At 61.5% G+C, this 17,096-nt stretch carries 12 protein-coding genes; 8 read left to right on the forward strand and 4 right to left on the reverse strand.

Features of this window, described 5'->3' with window-relative positions; all coding sequences use genetic code 11:
- Positions 1–3: 3 nt before the first annotated feature.
- The gene (locus F2P47_RS14850; RefSeq protein WP_152217166.1) at positions 4–1,038 is read right to left on the reverse strand and encodes an AI-2E family transporter; all 1,035 of its coding nucleotides are present in this window, start codon (positions 1,036–1,038) and stop codon (positions 4–6) included.
- Between the two features lie 219 nt (positions 1,039–1,257).
- Here F2P47_RS14850 and ettA point away from each other — a divergent pair, with 219 nt between their 5' ends.
- Positions 1,258–2,913 carry an energy-dependent translational throttle protein EttA gene (gene ettA, locus F2P47_RS14855; RefSeq protein WP_152217167.1) on the forward strand — a complete coding sequence of 552 codons (1,656 nt, stop codon included), beginning with the start codon at positions 1,258–1,260 and terminating at the stop codon, positions 2,911–2,913.
- A 78-nt stretch (positions 2,914–2,991) separates the two neighbouring features.
- Here the strand turns inward: ettA and F2P47_RS14860 are convergent, their stop codons facing one another.
- Positions 2,992–3,669 carry an MlaC/ttg2D family ABC transporter substrate-binding protein gene (locus tag F2P47_RS14860; protein ID WP_152217168.1) on the reverse strand — a complete coding sequence of 226 codons (678 nt, stop codon included), beginning with the start codon at positions 3,667–3,669 and terminating at the stop codon, positions 2,992–2,994.
- A 76-nt stretch (positions 3,670–3,745) separates the two neighbouring features.
- Complete coding sequence (locus F2P47_RS14865) at positions 3,746–4,564, reverse strand: MlaA family lipoprotein (protein WP_152217169.1); 819 nt, start codon at positions 4,562–4,564, stop codon at positions 3,746–3,748.
- Positions 4,565–4,958: 394 nt separating this feature from the next.
- Here F2P47_RS14865 and F2P47_RS14870 point away from each other — a divergent pair, with 394 nt between their 5' ends.
- Genes F2P47_RS14870 through metH form a run of 4 tightly spaced genes read left to right on the forward strand, consistent with a single transcriptional unit; the run spans position 4,959 to position 10,636 of the window.
- Positions 4,959–5,960 carry an ArsR/SmtB family transcription factor gene (locus tag F2P47_RS14870; protein WP_152217170.1) on the forward strand — a complete coding sequence of 334 codons (1,002 nt, stop codon included), beginning with the start codon at positions 4,959–4,961 and terminating at the stop codon, positions 5,958–5,960.
- Complete coding sequence (gene metF, locus F2P47_RS14875; protein WP_152217171.1) at positions 5,957–6,853, forward strand: methylenetetrahydrofolate reductase [NAD(P)H]; 897 nt, start codon at positions 5,957–5,959, stop codon at positions 6,851–6,853. Before F2P47_RS14870 ends, metF begins: the two co-directional genes overlap by 4 nt.
- Before the next feature lie 17 nt (positions 6,854–6,870).
- Positions 6,871–7,932, forward strand: a complete 1,062-nt coding sequence (locus F2P47_RS18155; RefSeq protein ID WP_152217172.1) for a homocysteine S-methyltransferase family protein — start codon at positions 6,871–6,873, stop codon at positions 7,930–7,932.
- A 22-nt stretch (positions 7,933–7,954) separates the two neighbouring features.
- A complete protein-coding gene (gene metH / locus F2P47_RS14885) occupies positions 7,955–10,636 on the forward strand; it encodes a methionine synthase (RefSeq protein WP_152217173.1) in 2,682 nt (893 codons plus the stop codon).
- Positions 10,637–10,964: 328 nt separating this feature from the next.
- Here the strand turns inward: metH and F2P47_RS14890 are convergent, their stop codons facing one another.
- The gene (locus tag F2P47_RS14890; protein WP_152217174.1) at positions 10,965–14,561 is read right to left on the reverse strand and encodes a hydantoinase B/oxoprolinase family protein; all 3,597 of its coding nucleotides are present in this window, start codon (positions 14,559–14,561) and stop codon (positions 10,965–10,967) included.
- A gap of 158 nt (positions 14,562–14,719) precedes the next feature.
- On the opposite strand from F2P47_RS14890, the gene F2P47_RS14895 reads away from it, so the two are divergent.
- The 3 genes from F2P47_RS14895 (at position 14,720) to F2P47_RS14905 (ending at position 17,096) form a co-directional block, all read left to right on the forward strand.
- The gene (locus tag F2P47_RS14895) at positions 14,720–15,436 is read left to right on the forward strand and encodes a TerB family tellurite resistance protein (RefSeq protein ID WP_152217175.1); all 717 of its coding nucleotides are present in this window, start codon (positions 14,720–14,722) and stop codon (positions 15,434–15,436) included.
- A 62-nt stretch (positions 15,437–15,498) separates the two neighbouring features.
- Positions 15,499–16,368: a DMT family transporter gene (locus tag F2P47_RS14900; RefSeq protein WP_152217176.1), complete on the forward strand. Its 870-nt coding sequence runs from the start codon at positions 15,499–15,501 to the stop codon at positions 16,366–16,368.
- Entirely contained in the window at positions 16,365–17,096 is a 732-nt protein-coding gene (locus F2P47_RS14905; protein ID WP_152217177.1) for a peptidoglycan recognition protein family protein, read from the forward strand. The genes F2P47_RS14900 and F2P47_RS14905 overlap by 4 nt, the downstream gene beginning before the upstream one ends.

Consider the following 17,096-nt stretch of genomic DNA (forward strand, 5'->3'; position numbering starts at 1 on the left):
AGGTTAGATCAGGCCCCGTGCGGAGAGCTCGTCCTTCACATAGGCATAGTAGATCGGCGCGGCGATGACGCCAGCCACGCCGAACGCCGACTCCATCACAAGCATGACGACAAGAAGCTCCCATGCGCGCGAGCTGATGCGCGCGCCGATGATGCGCGCATTGACGAAATATTCGAGCTTGTGCATGCACACGAGAAAGACGAGGGAGCCGGCAGCCGCATAAGCCGAAATGCCGAGGCTCACCACGACGATGACCGTGTTCGAGATCAGATTGCCGATGACAGGCAGAAGCCCTGCGATGAATGTCACTGCGATCATCGTTTTCACCAGCGGCAGGTGGATACCGAACATGGGTAGCACGAAGAGGAGATAAATACCCGTCAGGGTGGTGTTGAGTGCGGATATGCGCACCTGCGCGAAGACGACGCGACGGAACGCCTCGCCGAGAAGCTGTGCCCTGACGAGAAGCGCGCCGCGCAGCGGCGGCATGGTCGATGGCTCCGGCGTCGCGTCGCCCATGGCGGCCAGTCCGCCGATGACCGCGCCGACGATGATGTGAACGATCAGGCGGCCGAAATTCTCGCCGAGACTTTGCAGTGCTCCGGCATTCTCGCGCAGCCATTGTGAGGCCTGGGTCTGCCATTCCCCGGAATTGGCGGGCAGGTAGTCATGCGCCCAGACGGGGATGTAGCTCTTTGCTGCCTGAACAATTTCGGCCATGCGGCGCAGGAGCACGATTACGTTGTCGGAGCTGTCGGTGAAAAGCGACGTCAGACCCATGATGCCGGTGGTGAGCAGCAGGATGAAGGCGACGGAAAGAGCGGCGAGGGCGATGAGCTTGGCGCCGCGATGCGTGAGCCGGCCGACGCGCAAGCGCCCCGCGACGACATGGACGAGCTCATAGACGAGGACCGCGGCCAGAAAAGCCGCCAGCAGGCCGAGCTGGAGCACACCGAGAAGGGCAAGGCCAGTCAGGATCATGGCCGCCAGAACGTAGCGGCGGTCGTCCCTGATCTCGAAGCTCGTTGGCGCTGTCATATTCGTGCCTTCTCTGCGCGCGTATCGCCGGCGCCTGATCCGCCCGCGCGGATCATACAAGTGCCGAGCATTTCGGCCTATATTCAATATAGGTGCGATACGCCTGCATATCAGGTGGGCGGGCTGTGGGTCGGCATCGTGGCCCCGTCATTGCCCGGCACCCTCTGATCGGCTAGAAGAGGCCACATCTTTTTTCTCCGAAATCGAGAGCGACGACGCATGGCTTCCTATCAATATGTCTATGTCATGGACCGCCTATCCAAGACCTATCCGGGCGGAAAGCAGGTCCTGAAAGACATTCGTCTGTCCTTTCTTCCGGGCGTCAAGATCGGCGTTGTCGGTCTTAACGGCGCCGGTAAATCGACGCTGCTCCGCATCATGGCGGGCGTCGACAAGGACTTTACCGGTGAGGCCTGGGCGGCCGAGAGCGCGCGCGTCGGCTATCTTGCGCAGGAGCCGCAGCTCGATCCCGCCAAAGACGTGTTGGGCAACGTCATGGACGGCGTTAAGGAAAAGAAGGCGTTGCTCGACCGCTATAACGAGATCGCCGTCAACTATTCCGACGAGACGGCCGACGAGATGTCGAAGCTTCAGGACATCATCGACGCGCAGAACCTCTGGGATCTCGACAGCCAGGTCGAAATGGCCATGGACGCGCTGCGCTGCCCGGAAGGCGACGCCGATGTCTCCAAGCTCTCGGGCGGTGAGAAGCGCCGTGTGGCGCTCTGCAAGCTGCTGCTCGAAGGTCCCGATCTTCTGCTGCTCGACGAGCCGACCAACCATCTCGATGCGGAATCGGTCTCCTGGCTCCAGAGCTATCTGAAGGCCTATAACGGCACGGTCGTCCTCGTCACCCATGATCGCTACTTCCTCGACAATGTGACCGGCTGGATTCTCGAACTCGATCGCGGTTCGGGCATCCCCTATGAGGGCAATTATTCCTCGTGGCTGGAGCAGAAGCAGAAGCGGCTCGAACAGGAAGGCCGTCAGGAAGAGGCGACGCAGCGTACGCTGGCCCGCGAACTCGAATGGATCCGGCAGAGCCCCAAGGCGCGTCAGGCCAAGAGCAAGGCGCGTATTCGCGCCTATGACGACCTGCTCGCCGAAGCAGGCCGCCAGCAGGATGGCAAGGCACAGATCGTTATTCCTGCGGGCCCCCGTCTCGGTGGCGTCGTGGTCGAGGCCGACCATCTTTCCAAGGCCTTCGGCGACAGGCTCCTCATCGACGATCTGTCCTTCCAGCTTCCGCCGGGCGGCATTGTCGGCGTCATCGGCCCGAACGGCGCCGGCAAGACGACGCTGTTCCGCATGCTTACGGGCCAGGACAAACCTGATAGTGGCACGCTCAAGGTCGGCGATACCGTCGTCATGGGCTATGTCGACCAGAGCCGCGACTCGCTCGACCCGAACAAGAATGTCTGGGAAGAAATCTCCGGTGGCACCGACATCATCGAACTCGGCAAGATCACCATGCCAAGCCGCGCCTATGTCGGCGCCTTCAACTTCAAGGGCAGCGACCAGCAGAAGAAGGTCGGCGTTCTCTCGGGCGGCGAGCGCAACCGCGTTCATCTTGCCAAGATGCTGAAGTCGGGCGCGAACCTTCTTCTCCTCGACGAACCGACTAACGATCTCGACGTCGATACGCTGCGCGCACTCGAAGACGCGCTGGTCGCCTTCGCCGGCTGCGCCATCGTCATCAGCCATGATCGCTGGTTTCTCGATCGCATCGCCACGCATATGCTTGCCTTCGAGGGCGACAGCCATGTCGAATGGTTCGAGGGCAATTATCAAGAATACGAGGAAGACAAGAAGCGTCGCCTCGGGCCGCAGGCGGAAATCCCGCACCGGATCAAATACAAGCGTTTCAGTCGCTGATGCATTCGGCTTCCACAAAGAAAAACGGCGCGGGAATTTCTTCCCGCGCCGTTTTTCTTTGAACCGTTTGGCCGCCGCTTACTGTGCCGTGGTTGCCGCCGTCGTCGGAAGCTTGCCGTTCTCGGCATCGGCGATCTGCTGCTTCAGGTGATCGAGAAGGGCAGTGAAGTCGCCGCCGTGATTGTTGATAACGGAGGTGAACGCGGAGCGCTGCTCCTGGGCAAGCCAGACGCCGACGACATTGACGTCGAACAGCTTGTAGCCGCCATCTTTCTTCAGCAACCACCAGGTGACTTTCACCGGCTCGCGGCCATTGGTGAAGTTGATCTGGCTCTGCACCAGCGCCTGCGTGTCGCCCTTCAGCTGCGAACCGGTAATGACGAGCTTTTCGTCATGATAGTCCGAGAGGCGGGTCACATAGACCTTCACCACGAAATTGTCGAAGAGCTTGATGTATTCGTTCTTCTGGTCGGGCGTCGGCGTGCGCAGGAACTGGCCGAGGCAGAAGGCGGCGATGCGCTGCATGTCGGCATTGGTGCCGAGCAGGGCAGCGAACTGGGCTTCCCGGCCGGTGCGGTCGAGGCTCTTGTCGCTGATGATCTTGATGGCCTGCTGCGAAACATTCGACACCCATGCCTCGGCGGCGGGATCGGCATTTGCAGCTTGCGCCGGAAGCGATCCGACGGTCGAGGCAAGAAGGGCAACACAGAACGCGACCGGCGCGAATGCGGATCGCATGAAGTTAAGGCGGCTCATGGCCTGATCTCCTGCAGACGAAAACGCGAAGCTCAATTTTTGCGTCGGCTTTGACACCGAACGCGGGGCGTCGCTCCTATTTCGTAGGAGCAACAGCCTGCGGTTCGTTTGTGTCGAAATTTAGGTTTTCGATATCGGGAAGCTTTTCGCTCGACACATTGCCGTTGGCAATCTCGTTCACGCGCATCTGGCGATAGAGGCTGCGCACGGTGGCGTAATAATCGACGGACGTGCGTTCGATCTGATCAAGCGTCTTCAGGTTGCGCGAGCGAATATCGACGCCATTCACGACGAAGCGCGCGACGGGTACCGTGTACGGACCGTTCCAGTAGATATAGGTGAGCGGGTCGAAGAACTGGTCGACAGCATAGCCGGCCAGGTCGCGGGGCGGCTTGGGCCCAAGGATCGGCAGGAAGAGGTAGGGGCCTTCCGGCGTGTCCCAGGTTGCAAGTGTCTGGCCGAAGTCTTCGTCATGTTGCGGATAGCCCATCCCGGTCGCGGGGTCGAAGAGGCCGAGAACGCCGATGGTGGTGTTGATGCCGAAGCGCGAGGCGGTCACGCCGGCACGGCCCCACTCACCCTGAAGCGAGTCGTTGGCGAGGATGACCGGCGAGTCCAGATTGTCCATGAAGTGGCGGACGCTGTTGCGTGCCGGGTCGGGCACGACGCCCTGATACCAGGTCGCCACCGGCTTGAGGATGATGATGTCGAGGAAGCGATTGAGCTCGAAGAAGTAGCGGTTCAACGGCTCGATCGGGTCGTTGGTTTCTTCAAAGGCCTTCACGGCTGCCGGATTCGAGGCGTCGGGACGCGTTGCGCAACCCGCGAGTGCGACGGCCAACACGATACATGCCGTCTTGGCGCCTGCGTTCGCAATCCTTGCGACTACCGTCATCTTATCCCCACATCTCAATTTCGCTTCGAGCGTCCCGCTTGTCTGCACAGGCCCTGCATTCACCGGGCTTGAAGTCCCGGCGCCAAGGCGCTTTGCAGGCTCGGGTTAAATAGCTACCGCCGCAGCCTGGTTCCAATGTCCGGTTAAAATATTAAGCATACCGCTTAACACCTCATGAACGCCGTCGCCTCAGGTGTGCGGCATAGGCAGACATTCTCATGTGTCATTTTAATTATCAAAGTGAATCTTCGTTAACCAGCTAAGCCCCCGAGACTACTGCATTGAACGCTCGCAGGTGTTGCTGAAATGCTGCTGTGGAAAGATGTGAATTCGGAGTTGAGAACACATAAAGATATGTTTATATAGACTCCAAATTCACCGATGGTGGCGTTGTATGGAAGAGCTTCTGACAGGACTGAGAGCGGCGGGGGAGCCTACCCGGCTGCGTCTGCTCGCCATCCTGGCCAAGAGCGAGCTCACCGTCACTGAGCTCACACAGATCCTCCGCCAGAGCCAGCCACGGGTCAGCCGGCACCTGAAGCTGATGTGCGAGGCAGGCCTGTTGGACCGCTTCCGTGAGGGAAGCTGGGTCTTCTATCGCCGGGCCCATGATGGGCAGGGCGCGCGGCTCGCGACGCTCCTCACTGGCCTTGTGCCGGCAGGCGATCCGACCGTTGCGCGGGATCTGGAGCGGCTTGAGGCTGTGCGCGCTCTTCGGGCGGAGCGGGCGGCGGCCTTCTTCAGCGCCAATGCCGAGCAGTGGAACCGCATCCGCTCTCTCCATGTGCCGGAGGCAAAGGTCGAGGAGGCGCTTCTCGATCTCGCCGCAGGCCGCAGGACCGGAACGCTGGTCGACCTGGGTACCGGCACGGGGCGCATTCTCGAACTGATCGGCGCCAATGCCGAAACCGGCATTGGCATAGACCTCAGCCCCGAAATGCTCGGCCTTGCCCGCACGCATCTTGAGCAGGCTGGCGCCGACCATTGTTCGGTGCGGCAGGGCGATCTCTACGATCTGCCGCTTCAGGATGAGACGGCTGATCTGGTGACGTTGCATCAGGTGCTTCATTATCTCGACGAGCCGGCGGCAGCGGTTGCCGAGGCGGCGCGTGTGCTGAAGCCCGGCGGCCGTTTGCTGATTGCGGATTTTGCGCCCCATGAGCTCGATTTTCTGCGCGAGGAGCAGGCGCATCGCCGCCTCGGCTTCACCGAGGAAGAGGTTCGTGGCTGGCTCGTACAAGCGGGCCTTGAAGTGAAGGAAGTACGCGAACTGCCGCCCGAAGGCGGCGACGAAGCGAAACTCACGGTCGTGATCTATGCGGCCGACAAGCTCAAAGCCGGCGCGGCGCAGAGGCGTAACGCGACGGGCAGTCAATTGGCGGGGGTAAAGGCATGAGCGGGCAGGACACTAAAGCAGAGGCGGCGCGGACCAGCGTCTCCTTCGAATTCTTTCCGCCCCGGACGCCAGAGATGGAAGAGAACCTGTGGCGCGCGATCCGCCGCCTCGAACCGCTGCGCCCGGAATTCGTGTCCGTTACCTATGGTGCGGGCGGCTCCACGCGCGAGCGCACACATGCGACGGTGAAGCGCATCGTTCAGGAGACGACGCTGGCGCCCGCGGCGCATCTCACCTGCGTCGGCGCGAGCCGCGACGAGGTGAATGAGGTCATCCGCTCCTATTGGGAGGCGGGCGTGCGCCATATCGTGGCGTTGCGCGGCGATATGCCGGAGCTTGGCGCGACCTACCGCCCGCATCCGGAAGGCTATCAATCGACGCCGGAGCTCGTCGCGGGCATCAGGAAGATTGCCGACTTCCAGGTCAGCGTCAGTGCCTATCCGGAAGGACATCCGGAGTCGCCCTCCTTCGAGGCTGATATCGAGCTTCTCCGGCGGAAGGTCGATGCGGGCGCGACGCGCGCCATTACGCAATTCGCCTTCGATACAGAGCGTCATGCGCGTTTTCTCGAAGCTGTAAGGAAGGCGGGCATCGACGTGCCGGTCATCCCCGGCATCATGCCGACGACCAACTTCAGGGGCACGAAGCGCATGGCGGAGCGGTGCGGCGCCAGCATTCCGAAATGGCTCGATGACTATTATATTGGTCTCGACGACGATCTTGAGACGCGCAAGCTCATCGCGGCCTATGTCGCGGCAGAGCAGGTGAACCGCCTGCGCGCCTACGGCTTTGACCGCTTTCATTTTTACACGCTGAACCAGGCCGATCTCACCTTCGCGATCTGTCATGTGATCGGGCTACGGCCCGAGCGCGTGGCGGCTCCGGTCGCGTGAAAGAAAGGACCGCCGACATGACCAGAGAAGAACGCATTGCCCGATTGAAGCGCGAGATCACGGAGCGTGTGCTCGTGCTCGACGGCGCGATGGGCACGATGATCCAGGGCTACAAGCTGACGGAAGCCGACTTCCGCGGCGAGCGCTTCAAGGATCACCCGGTGGACCTCAAGGGCGACAATGAGCTCATCTCGATCGTCCGTCCCGACATTCTTCGCGACATCCATCTTGCATATTACCGGGCGGGCGCAGACTTTGCCGAGACCAACACCTTCAGCGCCACTAGCATCGCGCAGGCCGACTATCATCTCGAGGCGCTCGCCTATGAGATGAATGTCGAGAGTGCCCGCATTGCCCGTGAGGCCGCCACCATCGCGGAGGGTGAAGCGTCGGGCCGTGTCTGCTATGTCGCGGGCGTGTTGGGGCCCACGAACCGCACAGCCTCGATCTCGCCCAAGGTCAGCGACCCGGGCTTCCGCAATGTCAGCTTCGATCAGCTTCGCGACGCCTATAAGGAGGCGACGCGCGGTCTCATCGAAGGTGGCGCGGACACGATCCTCGTTGAAACGATCTTCGACACGCTGAACGCCAAGGCGGCGCTCTTCGCGGTTGAGGAAGTGTTCGAGGAGGTTGGCTTCGAATTGCCTGTGATGATTTCCGGTACGATCACCGACATGTCGGGCCGCCTTCTTTCGGGCCAGACGCCGGAGGCCTTCTGGAATTCGGTTTCCCATGTGAAGCCGCTTTCCATCGGCCTTAACTGCGCGTTGGGCGCGAAGGAAATGCGCGCCCATATCGACACGTTGTCGCGTGTGTCCGATGTGCGCGTCAGCGCGCATCCGAATGCCGGCCTGCCAAACGAGATGGGTGAATATGACGAAAGCCCCGAGCACATGTCGCATCTCGTCGGCGAGTTCGCGACGTCAGGTCTCGTCAATATTGTCGGCGGCTGTTGTGGCACGACGCCTGCGCATATTCACGCCATTGCCGAGGCGGTGAAGGGCGTGAAGCCGCGCACTCCCCCCGTCGTCGAGCCGCATCTGCGCCTCTCCGGTCTCGAAGCCTTCACCGCGCCGTAAGCCCGCTTAGAAAAGAAGTGAAATGACCAACGCCTCTGCCAGTTTCATCAATGTCGGCGAACGGACCAACGTCACCGGATCGGCGAAGTTCAAAAAACTGATCGTCGAAGGCCGCTTCGACGAGGCGCTGGTCGTCGCCCGCCAGCAGGTCGACAATGGCGCCCAGATCATCGACATCAACATGGATGAGGGCATGCTCGACAGCGAGCAGGCCATGGTCACTTTTCTCAACCTGATCGCCGCCGAGCCGGACATTGCCCGCGTGCCGGTCATGATCGACTCATCGAAATGGTCGATTATCGAGGCAGGCCTCAAATGTGTGCAGGGCAAGGCGATCGTGAATTCGATCAGCCTCAAGGAAGGCGAGGACGCCTTCCTCGAACATGCCCGCAAGATTCGTCGCTATGGCGCAGCGACCGTCGTCATGGCTTTCGACGAGGATGGGCAGGCCGACACGGCGGAACGCAAATTCGCGATCTGTGAGCGGTCCTACAATCTGCTGGTCGACAAGGTTGGCTTCCCGCCGGAAGACATCATCTTCGATCCAAATATATTCGCCGTCGCGACCGGCATTGAGGAGCACAATAACTACGGCATCGAATTCATCGAGGCGACGAAGCGCATCAAGCAATGCCTGCCTTATGCCCATGTCTCGGGCGGCGTCTCGAACATCTCCTTCTCGTTCCGCGGCAACGAGCCCGTGCGGGAGGCGATGCATTCCGTTTTTCTCTACCACGCCATTCAGGCGGGCATGGACATGGGCATCGTCAATGCCGGCCAGCTTGCGATCTATGACGAGATCGAGCCTGAGCTGCGCACCCGCGTCGAGGATGTGATCCTCAATCGCCGTGCCGATGCGACGGAGCGCCTGCTTGAAATCGCCGAACGCTATAAGGGCGAGGCGGGCAAGAAGAAAGAAGAAGACCTCTCTTGGCGCGAGCTGCCCGTGAAGGAACGCCTGACCCATGCATTGGTGAAGGGTATCAACGCCTTTATCGAGGAAGATACCGAGGCCGCACGCAAGGAAGCAACGCGTCCGCTCGACGTTATCGAAGGGCCGCTGATGGACGGCATGAATGTTGTCGGCGATCTCTTCGGCTCGGGCAAGATGTTCCTGCCGCAGGTCGTGAAGTCGGCCCGCGTGATGAAGCAGGCTGTCGCCTATCTGATGCCCTTCATGGAAGAGGAGAAGCGCCTCACCGGCGCAACGCAGAGGGAGGCCGCAGCCAAGATACTCATGGCGACGGTGAAGGGCGACGTGCACGACATCGGCAAGAACATCGTCGGCGTCGTTCTCCAGTGCAACAATTTCGAGGTGATCGACCTCGGCGTCATGGTGCCTGCGCAGAAGATCCTCGAAGTCGCCCGCGCGGAAAAGGTCGATGTGATAGGTCTTTCCGGCCTCATCACACCGAGCCTTGATGAGATGTGCCATGTCGCTGCGGAGATGGAGCGCGAGGGCTTCGACATTCCGTTGATGATCGGCGGCGCGACCACGAGCCGCATTCATACCGCCGTGAAAGTGCATCCGAACTACAAACGCGGCCAGGCGATCTATGTGACGGATGCGAGCCGTGCCGTGGGCGTCGTCTCGAACCTGATGTCCGAGACGTCGAAAGACAAATATATCGCCGATGTCCGTGACGAATATGCGAAGATGGCGGCAGCCCATGCGAGCGCGCGCAGCTCGCGCGATCGCCAGACGCTCGAAGCGGCGCGTGCGCACAAGCTCAAGATCGATTGGGTGGGCTACAAGCCGGTGAAGCCGAGTTTCCTCGGCACCAGGGTACTGGAAGATTATCCGCTCGAAAAACTGGTGCCTTTCATCGACTGGACGCCCTTCTTCGCCACATGGGAACTCGCAGGTCATTACCCGCAGATCCTCAAGGACGACAAGATGGGCGAGGCAGCGCAAGCGCTGTTCGACGACGCTCAGGAAATGCTTGCCCTGATGGTCAGCGAGAAATGGCTGAAGGCGTCGGCCGTTATCGGCTTCTGGCCCGCGAACCAGATCGGCACCGATGATATCGAGCTCTACACCGACGACAGCCGCAAGGAGCGCCTCACGGTTCTCCATTCGCTGCGCCAGCAGATGGCGCGGGGCACGTCAGACCGCGCCAACATGGCGCTTGCCGATTTCATTGCGCCCAAGGAGACCGGTATCGCCGACTATATCGGTGGTTTCGCTGTAACCTCGGGCCATGGCGAGGACGCGGTTGCCAAGCGCTTCGAGGACAAGAACGACGACTACAAGGCGATCCTTTCCAAGGCACTGGCGGACCGTCTTGCCGAAGCCTTTGCCGAGCATCTCCACGCCCGCGTGCGCCGCGAGTTCTGGGGCTATGCGGCGGACGAGCAACTTTCGAACGAGGAAATGATCGCCGAGAAATATCAGGGCATCCGGCCTGCGCCGGGATACCCGGCCCAGCCCGACCATACCGAGAAGGCGACGCTCTTCAATCTTCTCGATGCGGAAAAGGCGGCGGGCATCAAGCTCACCGAGAGCTATGCCATGTGGCCGGGAGCTGCCGTGAGCGGCCTCTATTTCAGCCATCCGCAATCTGAATATTTCGGCGTCGGTCGTATCGAGCGCGATCAGGTGAAAGATTATGCCGCGCGCAAGGGCATGATGCTGGCCGAATGCGAACGCTGGCTCGCGCCGATCCTTAACTACACGCCGGGAGCGGACGAGGCGGCGGCCTGAAGCCCGGCGTCAGAACACGCCGAAGGTGACCGCGCCGACAAAAAGGAATGCGAGACCGGTAATGGCGTAACCGACTTTCGTGGAAAAGGTCATCTTGGCCTCCCGAGAGTGGTTGATGCGCAACGGGCGTGAGGCGAGAGTTTGCGCAAGTCGCGAGGTGACGCAAGCCTGTTTATTGTTGCGTCGTCGCCGCAACATTGTGACTTCATTGCATGGGTCAGAAAGGGCAGGATTCGGCCCCTGTCGTGGCCACTGTGCCCGGCATGCCATGCGCCATTTCGCGTCTGCGGCAGAATTCCCGCGACGTTCGACTCAAGCGCGTGACATTTCACGGTTTCGCAGAGCCAAATCCGCCGCCGCCTGGCGTCCTTATGATGATGGCGTCGCCTGCTTCGAGTTCGGCCTGAGCTGAGCCTTCGAGAATTTCCTCGTGTCCGTCGGCGCGACGAATTGCGTTCTCGCCGAGCGCCGCGTGTTCACCGCCGGCAAGACCGAAGGGTGGAACGATGCGATGTGTAGAGAGGATCGACGCCGTCATCTTCTCGCGGAAGCGAATGCGCCGCGTCGCGCCGTCGCCGCCTCTGTGGCGTCCCGCGCCGCCCGAACCGCGCCGGATCGAGAAGTCTTCGAGCAGAACGGGGAAACGCCATTCCAGCACTTCGGGATCGGTGAGCCGCGAATTTGTCATATGTGTGTGCACGGCAGATGCGCCATCAAATTCCGGCCCCGCGCCTGCGCCGCCGCAAATCGTTTCGTAATATTGGTACTGCGCATTGCCGAAGGTGAGATTGTTCATCGTACCCTGCGCCGAGGCCATGACGCCGAATGCGCCGAAGAGGGCGTCCGTCACCGCCTGACTCGTCTCGACATTGCCGCCGACGACAGCCGCCGGATAGCGGGGTGAAAGCATTGTGCCCTCGGGGATCACGATTTTGAGTGGCTTCAGGCAGCCTTCGTTGAGCGGAATGTCGTCATCCACCATGCAGCGGAAGACATAGAGCACGGCGGCGCGGGCGACGGAGGATGGTGCGTTGAGATTGCTCGCAAGCGTCGGATTGGTGTCGGTGAAGTCGATCTTCGCAGAGCGCGCCGCGCGGTCGGTCGTGACCGCTACTTTGATGATGGAACCGTCATCCATCTTCTGCTCGAAGCGCGCATCTTTCAGTCTGCCGATGACACGGCGTACGCTTTCCTCGGCATTGTCCTGCACATGGCCCATATAGGCCTCGACGACGGCAAGACTGAATTGCGCGACCATCTTTCGCAGTTCTTGCGAGCCCTTTTCGCAGGCGGCGATCTGCGCGCGAAGGTCGGCGATGTTTTGGTCCGGGTTGCGGGCAGGGTATGCGCCTAAAGAAAGCAGCGCGCGCATTTCGGCTTCGCGAAAGCGTCCGCGTTCGACCAGCCGGAAATTGTCGATGAGGACGCCTTCTTCCTCGACGGTTCTTGAATGAGCAGGCATGGAGCCGGGCGAGATGCCGCCAATATCGGCGTGGTGTCCGCGCGCCGCGACATAGAATAGCCGCTCGCCCCCCACCTTGTCATAGACGGGCGTGACTACCGTTACATCGGGTAGATGTGTGCCGCCATTGTAAGGCGCGTTGAGCACGAAGACGTCGCCGGGGCCCATGTCCGGGTTTTGCTCGATTACCGCGCGCACGCTCGCACCCATTGAGCCCAGATGCACAGGCATATGCGGGGCGTTGGCGACGAGACCGCCCGCGCGGTCGAAAACGGCGCAGGAGAAATCCAACCGTTCCTTGATGTTGACGGAATAGGCGGTCTTTTCGAGTGTGAAGCCCATCTGTTCGGCAATCGACATGAAGAGATTGTTGAATATCTCCAGCATGACGGGATCGGCGTGTGTGCCGATGGCGTGCGCCCGCGCTTTCGCCTCGTGTCGCGTGAGCAGAACATGGTCGAGCTTGGTTACTTCCGCGTGCCAGCCGGACTCGACCACGATTGTCTGATGCGGCTCGATGATGATGGCGGGGCCGGCGATGTCGTCGCGGGGCGACAGCGCTTCGCGCAGATATACGGGCGCTTCGCGCCATGCGCCTTCGCTGAAGAAGCGTGTCGTGCGGGCGGGTGTCGCCACGCCACCCTCGCGCAGGCCGACGCGCAAATCCTCCGACACTTCGGCGTCCTTGCCGACAGCTTCGACGGACACAGCCTCAATGACGACGGGCTTTGCCTCCGCGATGAAACCGAAGCGCTTGCGATGCGCAGCTTCGAAGGCATTGCGAAGCGGCTCCAGCGCCGCGTGATCGACGATCAGCGCCGTGTCGGTTCCCGCGTAGCGCAGATGAAGGCGCGGGAAGAGCGCAATGCGCGTGGCGGCAATGCCTTGGCTCGCAATCTCGGCATGTGTTGCGGCGGAGAGTTCTGCGATTGTCGCGTCGAGCGCGGCGAGCGAACTGGCATCGAGCACAGCTTCGACGGCCCGTTCCCGGTTCGCGCGAATGTCCGCGAGGCCCATGCCATAGGCGGAAAGCACGCCCGAAAAAGGATGGAAGAAAACGCGGGTCATGCCGAGCGCATCGGCAACGAGGCAGGCATGCTGCCCGCCCGCGCCGCCGAAACAGGTGAGCGCATAATCCGTCACGTCATGTCCGCGCTGCACAGAAATTTTCTTGATTGCCTGCGCCATGTTCTCGACGGCGATGCGGATGAAGCCGTCCGCCGTTTCCTCAGGCGTCTTGCCGATCTCGGCGGCGGCGTCCGCGAAGCGGGTGCGGACGGCAGCGGCGTCGAGCGGCTGGTCCGCCCGTGGGCCGAAGACATGGGGGAAAAAGTCGGGCATCAGTTTGCCGACCATGACATTCGCATCGGTCACCGTCAGCGGCCCGCCGCGCCGGTAGGAGGCGGGACCCGGATTTGCGCCCGCGGAATCCGGCCCGACGCGGAGTCGGGCGCCCTCCCAATGGAGGATTGATCCGCCGCCTGCGGCTACGGTGTGGATCTGCATCATCGGCGCGCGCATGCGCACGCCCGCGACTTCCGTTTCGAAGCTTCGTTCGAATTCGCCGTCATAGTGGCAGACGTCGGTAGAGGTGCCACCCATGTCGAAGCCGATGATGCGATTGAGCCCCGCGAGACGGCTTGTCTCGACCGCGCCGACGACACCCCCTGCCGGGCCGGAAAGGATCGCGTCCTTTCCTTCGAAGAGTCTTGCTTCGGTGAGACCGCCAGAGGAACGCATGAAGAAGAGCCGCGCCGCTTCGTCGCCTCCGCTGAGCGCCGACGCGACGCGGTCTACATAGCGCCGAAGGATCGGCGAGAGATAAGCGTCGACCACGGTGGTGTCGCCGCGTGAGACGAACTTCATCAGCGGGCTCACATGATGGCTCGCCGATATTTGTGTGAAGCCGATCTGCCGCGCGATCTCGGCGGCGCGGGCCTCGTGCGCGGGATAGCGATAGCCATGCATGAAGCAGATGGCGACGGCGCGGATGCCTGCCGCATAAGCCTCGCCAAGCGCCCGCCGCGTCGCTTCCTCGTCGAGCGGCATCAGAACTTCGCCCTGAGCGGTAAGCCTTTCGGCGATTTCCGCTGAACGTTCGAAAAGCATTTCGGGCTTTTCGATCCTGAGGCGGAAGAGGTGGGGGCGGTTCTGGTAGCCGATGCGCAGGGCATCGGCAAAACCGAGCGTGGTCAGAAAGAGAACGCGCTCGCCCTTGCGCTCGAGCAGGGCATTGGTGGCGACCGTCGTTCCCATCTTGACCGCGCCGATGCGATGCGTGGGCAGGGGCGTGCCGGGGCTCATGCCCAGAAGCTCGCCGATCCCGGCAAGCGCCGCGTCCTCATAGCGTTCGGGATTCTCGGAGAGGAGCTTCCTGGCGACGAGCTTGCCCTGTGGCGTCCTCGCCACGATGTCGGTGAAGGTGCCGCCGCGGTCGATCCAGAAATCCCAGCGTTCTGTCATGGCGAATAGGGGTCTTCGGTTTAACGGGCGGGGTATGTTCGCGCGCGATTGTAGGCAAGGAAGCGCGGCGGCGCATCGGCCCTCTCATCACGATTTATTCAAAGCGTCCTGCGGAAATGTCCGGTGCGGACGCTGCGTTTTCGTCCTAAACTCTTTCTATGTCCATTTGGGGAAAAATCGCGGGTGCCGGCGTCGGTTTGGCGGTTGGCGGGCCGTTGGGCGCGCTTCTCGGCGCCGTGGCGGGCCATTTTGTCATCGACCGCGCGCTGGGCGACGACGAGGTCGTGTTCACAGTCGCCCTTATTGCCCTTTCCGCCAAGATGGCCATGGCCGATGGAGAGGTGACGGAAGACGAGATTCGCGCCTTCGATCAGGTGCTGCATGTGCCGCCTTCCGAGCGCGGCAACGTCAATCGCCTCTACCGGATCGCCCAGCAGGATGTCGCCGGCTTCGAGGCCTATGCAGGCCAGATCGCTCGGGTCTACCGCGACAAGCCCGGCACGCTGGAAGACGTGCTCGACGCGCTCTTTCACATCGCCAAGGCGGACAATTATGTCCACCCCGCCGAAATCGAATATCTCCGTGCCGTGGCAGAGATTTTCGGCTTTTCCGAGGTCGAGTTCGCGCGTATTCGTGCGAGCCATCTCGGTACAAAATGCCTCGATCCCTTTCTGGTTCTCGGCATCACGCCGGATATCTCCAACGAAGACCTGAAAAAGGCCTATCGCCGCCTTGTCCGGGAAAACCACCCTGACACGCTGATCGCCCGCGGCGTACCGGAGGAACTGGTTTCCATCGCCAGCGACAAGCTCGCGGCGATTAATGTGGCCTATGAAAAGATTGTAAAGGCGCGCGGGCTTCAGGAAAGAGCCTAGGCGCGGCCGTCGGGCTGGGCTAACAAGGGCGGCCCAGACCATCAGGTTCGTCCGCACCCGCCATGACCCCGCAACACCTCGCCTTCATGATGCTCATAAACCTCGTCTGGGGTTTCGCGCTCATTGCGTCGAAGGTGAGCCTCGACCATTTCCCGCCCATGCTGTTCACAGCGCTGCGCTTCACGCTCATCGTCCTGGTGCTTTTCCCCTTCCTGCGGATACACGAAGGCCGCATGAGGCAGGTGCTCATCATCGCGCTTTGCGCAGGTCCTATCGGGTTCGGGTTCTTCTTCGCCGGTATCGCGCTGTCGAGGCCCTCGGTGGTCGCCATCGTCAGCCAGCTTGGTGTGCCTTTCTCCACCATCATGTCGGTGATCTTCCTGAAGGAGCAGGTTCACTGGCGCCGCTGGACGGGCATCGCACTGTCCTTCCTCGGGGTCATGGTCATAAGCTTCGACCCGACCGTGTTTCAATTCATCGCCGGTGTGCTCTGTGTCATCGCGTCGTCGCTGGTCGGTTCGGTCGGAACGATCGTCCAGCGCCAGATTAGGAAGGTGGGCGTCTTCGAGATGCAGGCCTGGATCGCCGCCGTCGCGGCGCCGGTGATGATAGCGGCATCGCTCATGTTCGAGCATGACCAGTGGCGGATATTGACCAGCGCCAGCATGCTGCAATGGTCCGGCATTTTTTATACGTCCTTCGCCTCGAGCCTCATCGGCCATGCGGGCATCTATTATCTGCTGCAGCGCTATGAGGTCTCGCAGACGGCGCCGCTCACCTTGCTTTCGCCAATTTTCACCGTCATGTTTTCCGTGGCGTTGCTCGGCGATGTGCTGACGACGCGCATGATGGTTGGCGCGCTGATCGCGCTGAGCGGCGTGCTCATCATCTCCATCCGTCAGAGACGGATCGCCGTACAGGTCCCTGAATGAGCCTTGCCATTCCGACGCGTCACTCGCCCAATTTCAACGAGCGTCCCGACGGCGCGCGCATCGAAATCCTCGTGCTGCATTACACCGGCATGGCGACGGCCGAAGGCGCGATCGAGCTTCTGTGCAATCCGGAGGCGAAGGTTTCGTCCCACTACGTGGTCGACGAGACCGGCTATATCCTTCGCCTCGTCGACGAGGAAAGGCGCGCTTGGCATGCGGGCGTTTCGAGTTGGGCAGGGGAGCGAGACATCAACGGCCATTCCATCGGCATCGAGATCGTGAATGGCGGCCATGACTTTGGCTGCCCGCCTTATCCCGATGTGCAGATGGCGGCACTGGAAAGGCTTTGCCTTGACATCATGTCGCGCCATCCGATTTCGCCGCGCAACGTGCTCGCTCATTCAGACATCGCGCCGGAGCGGAAATCGGATCCTGGCGAATGGTTCGATTGGGCGCGTCTGTCGCGGGCCGGTATCGGGCTTTGGGTCGAGCCTGCTCCGATTGTCGAGGGGCCGGAACTCAGGCTCGGCGACCGCGGCGATACCGTCGCGCAGCTGCAATATCGGCTTGGCAGCTATGGCTATGGCGTCGAGGTTCTGGGCATCTATGACGCGAAGACGGAGGCGGTTGTCCGCGCCTTCCAGCGCCATTTCCGGCCTGCAAAGGTCGATGGGGTGGCGGATCTTTCAACCGTCGCCACCCTTCACCGGTTGCTCGAACTGATCTGA

The organism is Parvibaculum sedimenti (assembly GCF_009184905.1).
Classification (GTDB): Bacteria; Pseudomonadota; Alphaproteobacteria; order Parvibaculales; family Parvibaculaceae; genus Parvibaculum; species Parvibaculum sedimenti.

Excerpts from the sequence above, each read along its gene's own strand:
- F2P47_RS14895 (WP_152217175.1), top strand. The coding sequence starts at position 14,720 with ATGTCCATTTGGGGAAAAATCGCGGGTGCCGGCGTCGGTTTGGCGGTT.
- F2P47_RS14890 (WP_152217174.1), bottom strand. The coding sequence starts at position 14,561 with ATGACAGAACGCTGGGATTTCTGGATCGACCGCGGCGGCACCTTCACC.
- F2P47_RS18155 (WP_152217172.1), top strand. The coding sequence starts at position 6,871 with ATGACCAGAGAAGAACGCATTGCCCGATTGAAGCGCGAGATCACGGAG.
- F2P47_RS14850 (WP_152217166.1), bottom strand. The coding sequence starts at position 1,038 with ATGACAGCGCCAACGAGCTTCGAGATCAGGGACGACCGCCGCTACGTT.
- metF (WP_152217171.1), top strand. The coding sequence starts at position 5,957 with ATGAGCGGGCAGGACACTAAAGCAGAGGCGGCGCGGACCAGCGTCTCC.
- F2P47_RS14865 (WP_152217169.1), bottom strand. The coding sequence starts at position 4,564 with ATGACGGTAGTCGCAAGGATTGCGAACGCAGGCGCCAAGACGGCATGT.
- ettA (WP_152217167.1), top strand. The coding sequence starts at position 1,258 with ATGGCTTCCTATCAATATGTCTATGTCATGGACCGCCTATCCAAGACC.
- F2P47_RS14860 (WP_152217168.1), bottom strand. The coding sequence starts at position 3,669 with ATGAGCCGCCTTAACTTCATGCGATCCGCATTCGCGCCGGTCGCGTTC.
- F2P47_RS14900 (WP_152217176.1), top strand. The coding sequence starts at position 15,499 with ATGACCCCGCAACACCTCGCCTTCATGATGCTCATAAACCTCGTCTGG.
- metH (WP_152217173.1), top strand. The coding sequence starts at position 7,955 with ATGACCAACGCCTCTGCCAGTTTCATCAATGTCGGCGAACGGACCAAC.
- F2P47_RS14905 (WP_152217177.1), top strand. The coding sequence starts at position 16,365 with ATGAGCCTTGCCATTCCGACGCGTCACTCGCCCAATTTCAACGAGCGT.
- F2P47_RS14870 (WP_152217170.1), top strand. The coding sequence starts at position 4,959 with ATGGAAGAGCTTCTGACAGGACTGAGAGCGGCGGGGGAGCCTACCCGG.